Raw genomic sequence first — 17,008 nt, 5'->3', positions numbered from 1 at the left:
GTTCCAACATGAAGATTGCTTCCTTCTCCAACAACGAATGTGCTCTGGTTATCTACAAATGCCCTGTTTCCATTTGTTCTGCTCGCATTTATGTTTACTGAACTTGGAACTCCGTTTGCACTTATTCCAAGATTCACTCCTTTACTGCTTCCAGTAGTTGTGCTTGTGTTCTGTCTACTTTCCACAACCAGATTACCAATGTTTCCTGTAACTTTTCCGCCTTCCTGGTTAAAGCCGTTTAGTACCATTGAGCCTGTATTGTTGTGAACTTCATTTACATTACTGAAGTTTCCATTTGCATGGATTGTTTCATCTGTATTCTGGTTGCTTCTATTTGCAGAAATATTCCCACTGATACCGTTTGACTTTATTTGTCCGTTTGAGCCTATTCCGGCACTTACTCCCACTCCAAAGCCTGAACTTTCAGAACTGTATCTGTTTCTTAACTCAACTGCTTCCTTCTGAATATTAGCAACATTATTGTAGATGAATGTTCCACCCTGTGCCTGTGTTCCCTGATACGTTATATTGTTTACATTGTTGTAGGTAATGCTAGAATTTTCATTCATTGGTTTCATTGTCGTAACTACAGCACTTTCAGTATGTGAAGTTGTACTGGATTTTGACTTGTTAAATCCTGCACGTATATTTCCGCTTACATAAAAGTCATTATTTACCTTAAAATTTCCACTTCTGATATCATTTATTGTGGCTCTTGTACCATCAGGTTTTGTAATATTTTCTGAAAGCCCTTTAATTGTACCAGTCGCAGCATTTATCGCTTCCATTGCTCCGCCAGCAGTATCGCCATTTTTAACTTGACTTACAGCTCCTGCAACCTGTTTTGCCCTGTCTAACATTGGGCTGTTTACTCCTGCTGAAATTCCGAAACTGCTGCTCTTACTTTCCGTATGAACATCCCTTGTATCAATTCTTGCTCCATATTTTACATCGCCATTATTTATCTGAATATTTCCATATTCAAAGTTTGTAGCCGTAATTTCTGCTCCCCTATTTAATACTGAGCCATCTCCAACTTGAAGGTTGGATTTTGCATTTACTGTACTTTTCTCATCGTATGTATTCTGTGATTTCCCATAACTCAGCGATGCTGTCCCGTGACTTATTCCTCCTGAAAATCCTTTTTTCCTGTTCTCTTCAAAATAACTGTTATGAAGCTGTCTTGAATCTGTCGTAACTTTTCCACCTACATATGTATTTTCTCCAAGAACGATGTTACTTCCTATACCTTCAATATTTCCTCTGATTACAGCATTTTTCCCCAGCATCAGGTTACTCGCTGAATTTTCTTCAGTATGTGAATTTCTGTAGCTGCTGCTTGATGACATGAAACCTTTGCCTGTGCTTCTCGATTCATTTTCATAGCTGTTTACTGTCGACTCCGCTTTCACGTTTCCTGTTACTGTAAATCCTGCCGTATCTTCTGCGATAAATGACGAACCTTTCAAGTTCATATCTCCAACTGTTCCCGAAGCTGAATTAGCTGATACTCCTGCTCCTAAATGCGTTGTTTCTGCATATCTGCTGAAGTTGCTTCCTCCTGAACCAAACTTGTCTTCTCCTGAAAGGGATAAGGCATTCAGGTTTACTTTGTTCACATCTAAGGCCAGGTGATCTGCACTTAACATTCCTCCTGTTGATTCATAGCTGTCCGCTTTCACAAATACAGTTCCTTTTGAAGAAATTGTTCCCAAAGAGTTCACTTCTTCATGCCCAGTTCTGTCAAATTCACCATTGTAATGGCCAAATGTTCTCTTTGTTGTGTCATTTGTCACTTTTCCATTGTCAGAAATTAGGGCAACTGCTTCATTACCATTTATTCTTCCACCGATATTTTCGATATTTCCGTCTGAATGGATGAAAGTTCTGTCTCCGGTAATTTCTGAAAGTAAATTTGTTGCAGTCTCATTTCTTACAGTATTTGCCTGGACATAAGTAACTCCTCCATTACCAATTTTCATTCCGTTATTTACAAAATTATCAGTTTTGATGTATGTCCCGTTAACTCCACCAATTTTATTACGGCCATCTGCAGTTACTGCGGCCAAAGTATTTTTGCTTAAGTAAATTTTTGGAACTAATACTTCAACACCGTTAACATTCTGAGTGACATACCATACCAGATCTTTAGACAGTCCGCTAATCTGCTCAGGTGTCAGCTCTTTTCCTACCTGCAGTCCCAGTCTTGAACTTTCCATCCCTGCATTATCCATCAATGATTTTATCAATTCCTCATTAGATTTACCATTGATAAATGCTGTCCCTAATTGCTCTGTCAATGCCCTGGTTATCAGCAGGTTTTCATAATATGCGTCCCCAAGTCTTCTAACCCTGTTCCAGCCAGGCGTATATCCTAATCTTGACAGGAAGTAGTCACTTCCATAATATTTATTCAGGTCAACATATTTACTTCTAGTTTCCAGCAGATATTTTGAACCAGGATTCATGTTCTGAGTAAACATTGCACCAGTCAGTAAAGGATTTACAGAAATTGTCCCCGTATTCAGGACTGACTGGACAGATGACATATTATTTGCAACCTGGACAGTACCATTTGCTGAAGAAATTCCTTTTCCAACCGTACCTGTGAACAGGCTCCCTGCAACTCCGTGTGCTACACTTCCGATATTGATTTTCCCATTTGCTTCAGTAATCGGAGATGTAATAACCGGAGCATTTATATTTACTGCCGAACCTTCTATAATGCTTGGCTGTCCGGCTTCATAGGCAATATCTCCATTTACAAAGTCCCTTTTCAGAAAAGCATTGGAAGTTGCATTCTTTTTCCCTCTTTTGAAATATATTCTAAATATTTCCTGCCCATCCCTTAACTGCACGGCATTTCCTGTCGTTACAGAATTTTCAAGATTCGATGAATTAATGTCGACAGTTCCTCCGGCTGATATTATACTGTCCCTGTTCCTAGTATTTGCAGAATTTATCGTAATGTTTCCACTTGCCTGTATTTTCCCATATTCTGTGGAAGCATTACTTTCCATTTTCCCTTTCAATGGTATTTCCGGTACTCTCGCAGTCCCCGTATAATACGTATCATCGCCTTTTTTACCAACCCTGTCTAAAAAATCAAATCCTAAATTCGGGTACTTTTTAAACATTATGGATGAATAGCCATTTATTTCATCTGCCGATATCTGTCCTCTCAGCCAGCTCCTCATCTGATTTTTAGAATCATCACTATGTTTCGTTTTTGCTGAAGGGGCTTCCAGATGCATCTTCCAGCTGTTAGAAACATCTGATTCGGAAACCCGTCTACCTTCCCATGTCTCATAATACTTTTCATAATTTCCCAGATTACTTACTCTCCCAATATTCTGAAAGTCACCGGAAGTAATCAGGATATCTCCTGTTGCCTGAATTGTCCCGACATTATTCACAATTTTACCAGCATCCAGTGTCATATTTCCGCCCAGGATTTCCCCTTCATCATTCAATATCCCGTTTCCTTTGATGATTAATGTCTGTCCACCGTAAATCGTCTTATCCTTGTTGTTTTGGACTTTATTCTGGGCATTAATTTCAAGATATTTCTCAAATGCAACCAGGTCATTGTTTGCAATGTCATTTCCACTGATTTTCCCGCTATCTCCGGTAATTATTGCATTGTTCACAATATTTCCTTGCCCGTTGATGATAACCGTATCCGAAGAAAGGTCACGGTTATTCGTAAAGTCATTTGATGTAATCTGAATAATTCCTGCACCTGTTGTATTTCCATTATTTGTGATATTTCTTCCTGAGATGGCCAGCCTCTGCTCCCCATGAAGGTTTCCAGTTAAATTAATATCCTGCGTTGTTGTCAGTACAGTGTTATTAGCTTTAATTGTCCCAGTATTATCAAACTTCTGAGCATTCTGCATTGATATATTGCCTGACAGTATCTCCCCCGTATTCGCAATCTTTGAATTATCAAGTAAAATCCTGTTGTTTGATGCAATTTTACCGTTATTCGTAACATCTGCACCAGCTGAATTCACATCATTTACAGCCAGGATTTCTCCTGTATTTGTCAGTTTCTGAGTATCAAAATCTACATCCCTACTTGAATGAACCTGCCCACTGTTTATTACTTCATTCACTTTAGACCTTATATTGCCGGCACTGATTTTACCGGCATTTCTTAGTTCAGGTCCTTTAACTTCAACATTTTTCCCTTCTATATTTCCGCCATTATGGTTTACAAGTGAATCTGAAACCGAAATATCAGAGCTGGTAGCGGCTGTTCCAGAATTTTCCAATTTCTTGGCTGAAATTTTATCTCCTGAAGCTATTTCCCCGGTATTTTTTACATTTTTAGCTGTAAACTTACCCTTTGCAAGCATTTTTCCGCTATTATCCACATCATCCGCCTGAATATTTTTCCCAAAAACTTTTCCGGATGATACGACATTTTTAGCCGTAAAATCATCATTTGTGGATATCTCTCCTGTATTTTTTACATCTTTTGCGACTGTAACTCCATCAACTGAAATTAATGATCCGCCATTATCCAGTTCTCCTGTGATCTCCACTTTTTTTAAAACTTCAACTTTTCCTGTGTTAGTTAATTTTTTTGTTTTCAGATTTCCGTTTGCAAGTATCTCAGAAGCATTTTCAACATCCGCATTCAAACCTACATTTCCCTGAGCCTGTGTCTGACCTGATAATTTTACGGTATTTGCTGTAATATTAATATCACGGTCGGAACTGGCCAGTTCTGTCTGTGTATAGTCAGAACCTTTGATTTCAATTCCGTTCCCCTTAATTTTAGCAACATTGATTTTACCGTCAGCTGTAATTTCCAGCTTCTCATTTTTCGAATAAATTAACGCCCCCGAATTTACTCCGGCACCTTTATCCGTACTGACTATCCTGACCTGTCCGGCATACATTGACCCAAGATTGCCTGCATCTATGGCCACTGAATTTATTCCACCTTTTGAAGTCACTGCTCCGTTATTGTCTACAAAATTTTCCCCTAAAATTACATCAACCCTGTTCCCAACAAGATTCCCCTGCATTTCCAGAGATTTTGCAATGATATTGACATAGTCAGTATTTGTCGCATCAAAACCGTTTGCCCCAATTACAACTCTGCCTTTTTCTACATCAATTCCTACAACATCCCCATCTTTCAGTGTAACCCTGCCTGTTGCCGGTGTGAATTTTCTGACATTTATTGTTCCGGCTCCGTTCAAGTAAATCCCGTTTTCATTGGACAGTACCACATCCACCCTGTTACGGCTTAGGGCTTCTATATATCCCTCTATCTGGGAACGGTTTGCTCCGTTTACCTGCAGAATGATTAAATTTGCGGCCTGATTCGGTCCTAAATTCGGATTTGCATTAATCATTCCTGCTATATGGCTCCGTCCCATATTATCAGCATTATTAAGAACCTGACCTTCATGACCTACATTATACTCTAAAAATTCATTAATACTCACACCCCGATTGTTCGGAGTAGATATATTAATGATTGGCGTCCCATTTGCTGAAGTGTCCAGTTTCGTATTGTGCTGAGAATTAGGATCCAGCATTAGATTTGTTCCAAACATGTTTATGTTCATTGCTATTAACAGCATAAATGCCACTAATTTCCTTAAAATTTTATTTTCCAAGTATACGCCTCCTCTTTTTTTTCTTATCCCTTCTAAACTTTTTCCTTAATTTCTGTCAAATTTTCTTTCCTAAAAAGATACCTTCAATGCCATATTAAAATACATTTCCTGTTTCTCCGGATTCAGATATTTTGAATATGAAACAGGTTTCGCATATCCAAAATTAAAGTCCAGATATTTAGTATCCAGTCTGACACCCGCAACAGCTCCTGATATGTATCCCTTCCTGTATTCCGACTTGTCATTGTTTATTCTCACATATCCATAGCCATATCCCAGATATGGTGACAGCACCGCTATTTTCTTTACAGGAATATTGTAAGAAATTTCATTTCCTATCTCAACTGCCTTGTCTCCTGATACTGTACTCCTGTGAAATCCACCTACACTTCCTACTCCCCCTATTGACTGCCTCTCGCTTCCATACAGTGTATCATCTGATAAACTTGAATAGATATTCCCCCTGTATACCATATGCTCTCCTATAGGCCTGTAATAGCTCATGTCAAATGTATATTTGTTAAACTGGGCTTTTGGTGCTGTACCTGTTTTTCTTCCATCTCTTTCTGCCCCAAAAATTTTAAGCCCTCTTTCATATCCTAAATTCAATCCAAAAATTCCCTTAAACAGCGATGTCGTGTAACTGATATTTACCGTACCCACAGTCAGTTTCCTGTCTGATAAAACCGCCCCTTCAAGATAATTGTTATTGTGCTTTCTTTTAATCCCTATTCCTGCAGTCAGTTTACTTTTCTGGTTTCTAAAGAGTATTTTATCCAGATTCATGGAAAGCGTATGACTGGAAGTATACAGGTCATAAACTGTATTTGATGCATAAAAACTGCTTTCCTGAATGCTTCTTGCTGAACCCAGCCTCAGTGTGTAGTCCCTGAATTTCATCGTATATCCAAAATTGAACATGTCCAGCCGCCTTTTATACGGCAGGGTATCCCCCTTTGACGGATCATAGCCGGCAGGCCCGATTGGCAATATTTCTCCCGGCTGAAGCTCATCCGCACGTTTTTTCCAGTTCCTGTCAGGATTTTTCCTGGAAACTGTCATATATGTAAAATACAGGTTATCTCCTATACCTGAAGGACTGTCAATGTTAAGGCTGACACCTTTCCTCCAGATCCCGTCCTGCTTATTATCCCCATAGTTGTTTGAAATTAAGCTTACAGAATATTTATTTTTAAGAATATTTTTCACTTGAATTTTTGAAGTGTTTTCCTCTTTTCCGGGCAGTACTTCCATTGTCATGCTGTTCGCCTGTACCGAATTAAAATTTTCCGTAGCCGTATCCAGATCCCTTATATTGAAAATTTTACCTTTATTCGTTTTAAACATGAAAAATTCTTTTAATCTGTCAAGAACATTTCCCGAATTAATCACTATTTCCCCTATTTTCCCCGGAACAACTGCCAAATTTAACCTTCCTGACGTTAAATCATTATCCGGCATAACGGTCACCACCGAAGTTGAATATCCTTTTGTTATTAATTTATTTGTGAACTCTGTCAAAAGATTTGTTATATCTGCTGAATTTAGTTCAAGATGGATATACTTCCCAATAATTTTTGATTTTTCTTTTTTAGTCAGTAAATTATATTCATCCCTCAGATTAATTTCAGTTATTAAAAATTTTTTAGAATTGTCAGAAGAAACTGCCTCTTTTACCCCAATTTCCGAACTGTTTTCAAATTTAGTATTTTCAAATTCCGTCTGCCTTTGTTTTTGTTCCAGTCTAAGCCTTTCATCTTCAAGCCGCCTCTCCTGATTTTCAAAAATCTTCCCCGCTTCATCTTTAGGTGCTGACATCCCCACAATATGAATTAACACTACTAAAATCATTGCAACTTTTTTCATTTTTCCTACCTCCTCTTCTGTATATTTTATTTTTGTAAGGTTATTCTATAGTTTTTTTTTAGTTTTGTCAAGTTTTTCTTATCCTTTAAATGAAAAATTATTAACGACAAAATTGTACTGACCCCAAAAAGTTGTAAACAAGATTTTAGGTGCAGTACATTTTAATATAATAATTTTATTATTTTCCCATTAATTCCAGTGCCATATTAAGAACCTTTTCCCCATTCATCATTCCATAGTCCATCATGTCTATGACACCTATTTTATTTCCTGCCTGGTCAGTAAGTTTTTTTATTTCAGGCAGTGCAAACTTAATTTGAGGCCCTAATAAAACAACATCAGCTTTTGGTACTTCAGAAGATGCCTTGTCCATAGGTTCAGCCCATATTTCCACTTCTATTCCCTTATCAGCCGCAGCCTTTTGCATCTTATTTACCATAAGGCTTGTAGACATTCCAGCCGAACAGCATAGTAATATTTTTTTCATAAATTATCCATCCTTTAAAATATATTTACGTTTTTAAGGAAACGCATATCCTTTTTGTCCCCATAGTTTTTACGTTACTTTGTTATTACATATCCCAGCCTTCTATTTCATTACTTTCAGAAACTTCCTTTATCCAGTGTCCTGACTTTTTAATTGTCTTTATCTGTGTAGGTAAATCCACTGAAATATATCCATATCTATTTTTATAGGCATTAGTCCAAGACCAGCAGTCTATCGGAGTCCAAGTATGATATCCGAAACAGTTTGCACCTTCTGTAATTGCCTTATGAAGATGAGTCAGATGTTCCCTGTAAAATTCTATTCTATAGTCATCTTCTATTACTCCCTCGGCGTTCTTAAATCTTTCTTCCCCTTCTACACCCATTCCGTTTTCTGAAATGAACCATTTTATATTCCCGTAGTTTTCCTGAATATTTTTTGCTATGTCATAAATAGCCTTAGGATATATTTCCCAACCTCTGTAAATATTCATTCTTTTTCCAGGCATATCATAGTTTTCAAAATATTTGTCAGGCAGCCATCCTGAAGACATGTCAAATTCTGTTTCCCTTGCCTTTATTCTTCTTGGCTGATAATAGTTCACTCCAAGATAGTCCACTGTATTTTTCTTTATTATATCAAGCTCTTCCTGGGTACTTTCCCATAAAACACCGTCTTTTTCAAGTATATCAGTCAGCAGTTTTGGAAATTCTCCTTTAATTGCAGGGTCAAGAAAGGAATTATTAAAAACCGCATCAGAAATTTCTGCAGCCTTTATATCTTCCTCATTTTCACTTCTCGGATATGAAGGTGTCAGATTCAGTATAATTCCTATTTCTCCGTTATTTCCTGTTTCCTTTTTATACTCTTTGTAGGCTTCTATTACTTTCGCTGAAGCAAGTGCGGTATTGTAAAGTACCTGCATGGCCTTTTTCCCGTCCACTACTAGCGGATAGTGAAATTTATACATATACTGCGCTTCTACAGGAACTATCGGCTCATTGAAGGTCATCCAGTATTTTACCCTGTCGCCAAATAGCTCAAAAGCTTTTTTTGCATATTTCACAAACAGATCTACAACATGCTTCGACTCCCAGCCACCGTATTTTTCCTGAAGTTCTATCGGCATGTCAAAATGATACAGGTTTATTACAAGTGTCAGTCCCTGCTTTATAAATTCATCAATCACTTCATTGTAAAATCTTACTCCGTCTTCATCAACTTCACCAGTTTCAAAATCTTTAATCAGTCTTGTCCACTGTATTGACGTTCTTAACGAATTTAATCCAATTTTCTTATAAAGTGCTATATCTTCTTTGAAACTGTTATAAAAATTTGATGCAACATCAGGTCCCACTTCATTAAAGAACACCTTTTTATCTGTGTCATACCAGTAGTCAAATATATTTCTGTTTCTCTTGTTAAATCTTCCTTCGCTCTGAGGTCCCGAAGTTGCTGACCCCCACCAGAAGTTTTCAGGAAATTTTAATTTTGCCATACAGTTACCTCCTCACCGTTTTATAATAAAATTTTGTTTTATATTTGTATTTTACATAATTTTTTTACTATTTACAATAAAAATATGGGTATTTAAATAAATTTCCCATATTTTTATCATCTCACTATCTTTAATATTTATCCTTTTTCTTTGACATTATCATATTTGCTCCTAAAATTCCTGAAATTATAAATCCTAAAATTCCTAAAACTGAAATACCGTTTATATGTGGAGGCATATTTGCCAGAACAAGTATTGATGACCCGATAATAAGTGAAGAAACCACAAGTCCCAGGACAAGTCTTTCTGTAATTTTCTGGAAATTTTCAAATCCTACAAGTTCATGCCTATGTTTCAGTTCATTATTCTGTATTTTTTCCAGCAGTCTTTTCAGGTCGCTTGGCAATGTCAGCCAGTTTTCAGAAAATTCACCTACTTTTCCCATTCCTTTTTCCAGAATATACTTAGGCGACATTCTTTTTACCATAATTTCCTGTGCATTATTTCCTATTTCCTGCATAATATTCAGCTGAGGATTTAGATGTCTTCCAATTCCTTCAATCTGACCTATACCTTTAACAAGAAGATACATATCTTCTGACAGCAGCACCTGATTTTGACTTAATAATGTTTTTACTCTCTCCATAATTTCTACAAGATTAATTTCCTCAAGGGAAGTCCCGTCAACCATACTTAAAATATCATAAAATCCCCTCTCCAGTCTTTTTTCATCAGAAATATTGTAATCCAGTGCAAGTTCCTTTATTGTTGCAATCATTTTTTTGACATCCTTCTGCAGAAAGTTCAGTGTAAGTTCCTCCAGAAGCTCTATTTCATACGGATATAGTGTTCCCATTGCTCCAAAATCAATAAATATCAATTTTCCATCTTTCCCCAGAAATATATTTCCCGGATGAGGATCTGCATGAAAAAATCCGTATTTCATAACTTGTTTTATGTAAAGTTCCAATCCAAGTGAAGCTATTTCTTTCGGATTAAAACCCATTTTTTCAATTTTTTCCTTATCTGTTATTTTAATTCCCTCTATAAATTCCATGCATAAAATCCTATTATTTGAAAGCTCCTTATATACAACAGGAACATGTAAATGCTCATTTCCCTTAAAATTGTTTTCAAAACGTTCCATATTTTTTCGTTCATTTGTAAGGGAAAGCTCTTTTTTCAGCATATTTTCAAAAGTCTCAACAATATACAGCAGATTAATATTTTTAGCATTTACATCGTATTTTTCCAAAAACTTGGCCATATCCTTCATTATTATCAGATCAGTTTCAACTACATTATCTATATTGTCCCTTCTTACCTTCAGTACAACTTTTTCTCCATTTTTTAGAACTGCACGGAATACCTGACCTATGGATGCTGATGCCATTGGTTCTTCATCTATTGACTGAAAATATTCTTCTGGAATAATATTTAGCTCTTCAGCAAGTTTTTTCCTTATATCAACTTCCTGAATTTCAACTTTATCCTGCAATTTCTGAAGCTCAGATATCATTTCTTCAGGAAGTATATCATTTCTGTTACTTAGCATCTGACCAAACTTCACATAGGCAGGACCCATTTCCTCAAGTGCCATTCTAACTCTTTCATAGATTGTTCTAGACTTAATATCCTTTATTTTCCCCCTGTTCCGTCCTACAATCCTCTTTGGAAGTCTTTTTTCGAGCTCACTTCTGCTTAGAATTTCTTCAAATCCATATTTCATAAGGACATCTGCTAGTTTCTTTATTCTTTTTATTTTTTCCAGTTCCTTAAATCTGACAGTTCCAGACTTAATATTTTTACTTCCCTCTGTATCCAGTATTTCATCTGCTATATCCTCTTCCAGCAGCTCTTCCATTCCCAATATTTCTTCACTCATATTTATCCTTTCATTAGAAAACTGACCCGGTAAACTTTTTTTGAAACCGGGCCAGAAAGCATCTATCTTTATTTATTCTTTTTTATTTTCTAAATTTTTCCCTTAATTTAGCAACTTCCAGTTTAATTTTACTGTCAGCTTCTTCAAATTTATCCTTTAAATTTGCCAGTACATCATCAACTTTTATTTTCAGCTTGTCTTTTTCTTCATTTGCCATTTTCTTAAATTCATCATAGGCAGCTGTCTTATATAGTTCCTTTTCGTATTCTTTTGCAAGTTCTACTTCCTCCTGAACAACATTGGCACTTTTTCTTAGAATAATTTCCTCATCATATTTTTTCAAATACTCATCCAGTTCAGAATTTTCTTCTTCAGTTGCAAGCAGAACCAACCCAAAATTATCATCTGTCAAATATTTTGTAGTATCCGCCAGAATTCCTGTTTCTATTTCATCTTCTGCATTTCCTCTGCTTTCACCAATTAATGCCCCCAATGATCCTCCAAATAAAATCCCAAGCGGACCTCCTATAATTCCAACAAAAGCCCCTAATAATCCTCCTGAAAGAAATCCAACCTGTCCATTTGAAGAAACTTCAAACCCTTCCTTGAAAACAACCTTTCCATTTTCCTTTTTTACTACTGCAGCCTCAGTAATGACATAATTCTTACCAACAAAGTTTCCTTTAATATTATTCAAAACTTCATAAGCACTGAGCTGATTTTTAAATACAGCTAATAAAACGTTATTTTCCATAAATATACACCTCAACTTTCATTTTTATGAATGTATTATATCATAATTTCCTTTTAAATAGATTAGAAACTGTTTCTTTTTTCTTCATTTTAATATATAATAATTGTAAAAAGAAAGGAGCTGAGATTGTATTAAAATTTTAAAAATAGTATTTATGAAATTATTCAATAATTTTACAATTTAAAACAGGAAATGAATAAATATATTTTTAAATACTTTAATATAATTTCACAGAAACATGTTTGATTTTATACAAAATATTGATATATCAGTTATAGAAAAAATATACAGATTCCAGCATAATTTAAATTCTGAATTGTTTAATAAGATTATGATATTTTTTACAATTCTGGGAGATAATGGAATGGTATGGATTGCTGTTGCACTGATACTGTTCCTAAATAGAAAATACCGAAAAATCGGAGTTTTCTCCATTGTTTCACTTATTATATGCGCACTGGCTGTAAATGTTATTTTAAAGCCTTTAATCCACAGACCAAGACCATTTTCTGAACTGGCTGACATTGTACTGCTAATTAAGGCACCTAAAGATTATTCATTCCCATCGGGACATACAGCAGCTTCCTTTGTAATGGTATATATTTTCTTCAGGCATATAAAGAAATATTTTATACCTGTACTCATTACAGGAATACTCATTGCTTTTTCGAGAATGTATCTAAGTGTGCATTTTCCCAGCGATATTATTGCAGGAATTATAATAGGTATATTTTCAGAATATGCAGGAGAAAAAGTTGCAGACGGGTTTTACAGAAAAAATATTGACTGATGAAAAAATAAGTATATAATATAATTAATGTACTTTTTATAAAAGTTGTCAAAATTATTACTATTAATTAATTTTAAATAATAAAAGTTAAAAGTTAAAAATGAAAGGAGAAATTATATGCTATATCCAATGAAATTTAAAAAGGTTTTTATTGAAAAAGTGTGGGGTGGAAGGGAATTTGAAGCAAAGCTGAATATGACTCTGCCTGAAAATAAAAATATCGGTGAATCATGGGAAGTTTCTGCTCATCCTAATGGAATGAGTATTGTTGAAAATGGACCTCTTGCCGGGAAAACTTTACAGGAAGTTTACGATGAATACAAAGGGGAACTTGTAGGTGAAAAAGTTTATAACGAATATGGACAGAGATTCCCTCTGCTTATTAAATATCTTGATGTAAATGACAGACTTTCCATACAGGTGCATCCTGATGATGAAGTTGCCAACAGAAAACACAATGAACTTGGAAAAAGCGAATCATGGTTTATTATGGAAGCAAGCGATGACGCTGTTCTTATAATGGGTATGAAACCTGGAATTACAAAGGAAGTATTTCTAGAAAAGGCTAAAAACAATGATTTTTCCGGAATGTTTGAAGAAATATCTGTAAAAAAAGGGGATCTGGTAGATATCACTCCAGGAATGGTACATGCTTCACTTAAAGGAAGCGTTCTTTTTGCCGAAATACAGGAAAATTCTGATGTAACATACAGAATATACGATTTTGACCGTATTGAAAATGGTAAGAAAAGAGAACTTCACATTGATGATGCGGCTGAAGTAATAGATTTTGAGAAAAAGGCAGATGTCAGAAAAACTGAATTTGAAAATGGTGAAACAAGAAAAAATATAATAAAGAAAAAATATTACAGTATTGATAAGGTAAAAGTTGAAGAAAATTTTGAAGATACTAATGAAGAAAGTATGATTATCTACTCAATACTTGAAGGAAAGGGAAGTATTGAAAGCAGTAATTCTACCCTTGATATTCAGAAGGGGGAATCTGTTCTTGTACCTCCTCACATAAAGGTTACTTTAAAAGGAAATTTTGAAATATTGAGAACAACTATATAAAAAGCGAAAGGATAACTTTAATGAAATACAATTTTGATGAAATAATAGATAGAAAAAATAACCATTCTACAAAATACAATGAATTAATAAAAAAATTCGGAGTGGATGATGTAATTCCGTTATGGATTGCCGATATGGATTTTAAAACTGCCGAACCTGTAATCAACGCCGTAAAAAGCAAAGCTGAACATGGTATTTTCGGGTATGTATACCGTCCTGACGAATATTTTGAATCCTTCATAAACTGGCAGAAAAAAAGATTTGGCTGGGAACCAAAAAAAGAACTCCTAAGCTTCAGTATAGGTATCGTTCCTGCTTTAGGTGCATTAGTAAGACAGTTTTCTGAAAAAGGGGATAAAATTCTTATTCAGACACCTGTGTATTCCGAGTTTTATGACATCAACCTTGATAATGAAAGAGTTGTCATTGAAAATAAATTCATTGAAAATAATGGGGAATATTCCCTTGATTTGAAGGATCTTGAAGAAAAGCTGAAGGAACAGCCAAAACTTCTTATTTTCTGTAATCCGCAAAATCCAATTGGACATGTATGGACTTATGACGAACTGAAAGCAATTGGAGATTTATGCGTTAAATACAACGTGCCTGTTATTTCAGATGAAATTCATGCAGACCTGACTTTATGGGACAATAAACATATTCCAATGGCAAGCGTGTCAGAAGAAATAAGAAAAAATACTATTACATGTACTTCCACAGGAAAAGCCTTCAATGTGGCAGGACTTCAATGTGCAACTATTGTTTTTAACAATCTTGAAGAAAAAAGTAAATTTGATAAATTCTGGAAGGATCTGGAAGTACATAGAAACAATCCTTTCAATCTGGTTGCAACAATTGCTGCATATACAGAAGGGGAAGAATATCTTGGCCAGCTGAAGAAATATCTTGAGGATAATATCATGTTTGTCTACAATTACTGTAAGGACAACATTCCACAAATTAAGCCAAATATCCCGCAGGCAACATATCTTGTATGGGTTGACTGCAGACAGCTGTGTAAAGATTTTGGATTCAATCAGGCTGAACTTGAAGAGTTTATGCTGAAAAAGGCAAAACTGGGGCTTAATCCGGGAAGATCCTTCCAGAAAGATTTAGAAGGTTTCATGAGAATAAACACTGCCTGTCCACGCTCAGTGCTTGAAAAAGCTTTAAAACAGCTGGAAAATGCAGTAAAAGAACTTTCAAAATAAAATTTAAAATTATATTTTTATATACTGTTGACAATCCTTTTTAAAAGTAGTATTATATTTTTATATACAAATATAATAAGGAGGAATAAAATGCCTGAAAATAAAAATGTAAAATTTTCTGTATTAAATCTGGTTCCAAAATTCCAGAATGATACTGATATTGATGCAATAAACAGAGCTACAGAACTTATTAAAATAGTGGAAAAATTAGGCTATCACCGTTACTGGGTGGCTGAACATCATAATTTCAAAGGAGTATTAAGTTCTGCTACAGCCCTAATTATACAGCATTTACTTGCAAACTCTGAAAAAATAAGGGTAGGAGCAGGAGGAGTAATGCTGCCTAACCATACTGCACTGCAGGTATCGGAAACATACGGAACTCTTGAAACTCTTTATCCAGGAAGAGTTGATCTTGGTATAGGGCGTGCTCCTGGAACTGATTCTGATACGGCAGCACTCATTTACAGAACTCAATATGTAAGAACAAGTAAATTTGTGGAAGCTATTAAAGATATTCAGAGATTTATGGGAAGCGAAGAAGAACAGGGAATTGTTTCAGCTTATCCGGGAATAAATACAAATGTACCTATTTTCATGCTTGGAAGCTCCATACACTCCGCTTCTGTTTCGGGAGAACTTGGATTGCCCTATTCCTTTGCAGGCCATTTTTCTCCGGATGCCGCAGAAGAAGCAATAAAAATTTACAGGGATAGCTTTGTCCCTTCAAAATATTTGGAAAAACCTTATGTCATTCTTGGAGTTCTCGCTCATGGTGCAGATTCCAATGAAGAAGCTGAAAGGCTCTATACTGCCACTCAGCAGGCAATGCTTAATCTGACTAGAGGAGAAAAAGGGCTTTATCCCTTACCTGATGAAAACTTTTCAGATAAACTGACTTCAGCAGAAAAAATATTCCTGCAGTCAAAAATGGGAATAAATCTGATGGGAACAAAAGAAGCGATAGCAAAAAAATGGGATGAAATAAATAGTAAATATCAGCCTGATGAAATAATGGCTGTAAGTTACATGTCAGAAATAAATCAGCTTGAAACTTCTTACAGAATACTGGCTGAAGCTTTAAAATCTCAATAATCTGAAAAGAGAAACAGAAAGGAAAGTAAAATGGAAAATTCAACTACAAAAAACATAAAGGAAATTTATCTTGCAGGAGGATGTTTCTGGGGAATTGAAGCATATGCCAAAAAAATTTACGGTGTTATTGAAACAACTGCAGGATATGCAAACGGAAAAACAGAAAATACAACTTACAGGGAACTGCACAGTACAGACCATGCAGAAACTGTACATATAAAATATGACGCTGATAAACTTTCACTGAAAAAATTACTGAAATTCTATTTTCAGGTAATAGATCCGACAAGTATAAATAAACAGGGAAATGACAGGGGAAGACAATATCGTACAGGAATTTATTATACAGATTCTAAAGACCTGGAAACTATTCTTCAGGAAATTGCAGAAGAGCAGAAAAAATATGAAGATAAAATTCAGGTGGAAGTGGAACCACTGAAAAACTTCATTCCTGCTGAAGAATATCATCAGGACTATCTGGATAAAAATCCCGGAGGATACTGTCATATAAACCTTAATGCTGTCAATACCTTCCTTATTGACCCTGAAGAATATGTAAAACCTGACGATGATGAGCTGAAAAGCAAATTATCCAACCTTCAGTATAATGTAACTCAAAACAAATACACTGAACATCCTTTTGAAAATGAATACTGGGATAATGAAGAAAAAGGTATATATGTGGATATTACAACAGGAGAACCTTTAT

At 35.4% G+C, this 17,008-nt stretch carries 11 protein-coding genes; 5 read left to right on the top strand and 6 right to left on the bottom strand.

What is annotated here, in order from left to right; translation table 11 throughout:
* The 6 genes from HMPREF1984_RS06785 to HMPREF1984_RS06760 form a co-directional block, all read right to left on the bottom strand.
* A partial coding sequence (locus tag HMPREF1984_RS06785) for a hemagglutinin repeat-containing protein (protein ID WP_036100105.1) occupies positions 1-5,639 on the bottom strand: 5,639 nt, incomplete at its 3' end.
* Between the two features lie 69 nt (positions 5,640-5,708).
* Positions 5,709-7,505: a ShlB/FhaC/HecB family hemolysin secretion/activation protein gene (locus HMPREF1984_RS06780; protein ID WP_021767204.1), complete on the bottom strand. Its 1,797-nt coding sequence runs from the start codon at positions 7,503-7,505 to the stop codon at positions 5,709-5,711.
* 178 nt (positions 7,506-7,683) lie between these two features.
* On the bottom strand, positions 7,684-7,992 hold the full coding sequence (locus tag HMPREF1984_RS06775; protein WP_021767203.1) for a PTS sugar transporter subunit IIB: 309 nt from the start codon (positions 7,990-7,992) through the stop codon (positions 7,684-7,686).
* A gap of 85 nt (positions 7,993-8,077) precedes the next feature.
* Positions 8,078-9,490, bottom strand: coding sequence for a glycoside hydrolase family 1 protein (locus HMPREF1984_RS06770; RefSeq protein ID WP_021767202.1), 1,413 nt, complete (start codon positions 9,488-9,490; stop codon positions 8,078-8,080).
* 130 nt (positions 9,491-9,620) lie between these two features.
* Positions 9,621-11,375: an AarF/ABC1/UbiB kinase family protein gene (locus tag HMPREF1984_RS06765; RefSeq protein WP_021767201.1), complete on the bottom strand. Its 1,755-nt coding sequence runs from the start codon at positions 11,373-11,375 to the stop codon at positions 9,621-9,623.
* Positions 11,376-11,457: 82 nt separating this feature from the next.
* A complete protein-coding gene (locus HMPREF1984_RS06760; protein WP_021767200.1) occupies positions 11,458-12,129 on the bottom strand; it encodes a DUF456 domain-containing protein in 672 nt (223 codons plus the stop codon).
* A gap of 364 nt (positions 12,130-12,493) precedes the next feature.
* On the opposite strand from HMPREF1984_RS06760, the gene HMPREF1984_RS06755 reads away from it, so the two are divergent.
* From HMPREF1984_RS06755 to msrA, 5 genes are all read left to right on the top strand, one after another.
* Positions 12,494-12,919, top strand: coding sequence for a phosphatase PAP2 family protein (locus HMPREF1984_RS06755; protein ID WP_232219690.1), 426 nt, complete (start codon positions 12,494-12,496; stop codon positions 12,917-12,919).
* Between the two features lie 117 nt (positions 12,920-13,036).
* A complete protein-coding gene (locus tag HMPREF1984_RS06750) occupies positions 13,037-13,993 on the top strand; it encodes a type I phosphomannose isomerase catalytic subunit (protein ID WP_021767198.1) in 957 nt (318 codons plus the stop codon).
* Between the two features lie 20 nt (positions 13,994-14,013).
* A complete protein-coding gene (locus tag HMPREF1984_RS06745) occupies positions 14,014-15,204 on the top strand; it encodes a MalY/PatB family protein (RefSeq protein WP_021767197.1) in 1,191 nt (396 codons plus the stop codon).
* 90 nt (positions 15,205-15,294) lie between these two features.
* Positions 15,295-16,299, top strand: a complete 1,005-nt coding sequence (locus HMPREF1984_RS06740) for an LLM class flavin-dependent oxidoreductase (RefSeq protein ID WP_021767196.1) — start codon at positions 15,295-15,297, stop codon at positions 16,297-16,299.
* A gap of 30 nt (positions 16,300-16,329) precedes the next feature.
* The coding region (gene msrA, locus HMPREF1984_RS06735; RefSeq protein WP_021767195.1) for a peptide-methionine (S)-S-oxide reductase MsrA at positions 16,330-17,008 on the top strand (679 nt) is incomplete at its 3' end.

Origin of the sequence: Leptotrichia sp. oral taxon 215 str. W9775 (assembly GCF_000469505.1) — a bacterium.
Lineage (GTDB): Bacteria > Fusobacteriota > Fusobacteriia > Fusobacteriales > Leptotrichiaceae > Leptotrichia_A.
The sequence above is the reverse complement of the archived record's forward strand: the minus strand, read 5'-3'. Positions and strand labels throughout refer to the sequence as shown.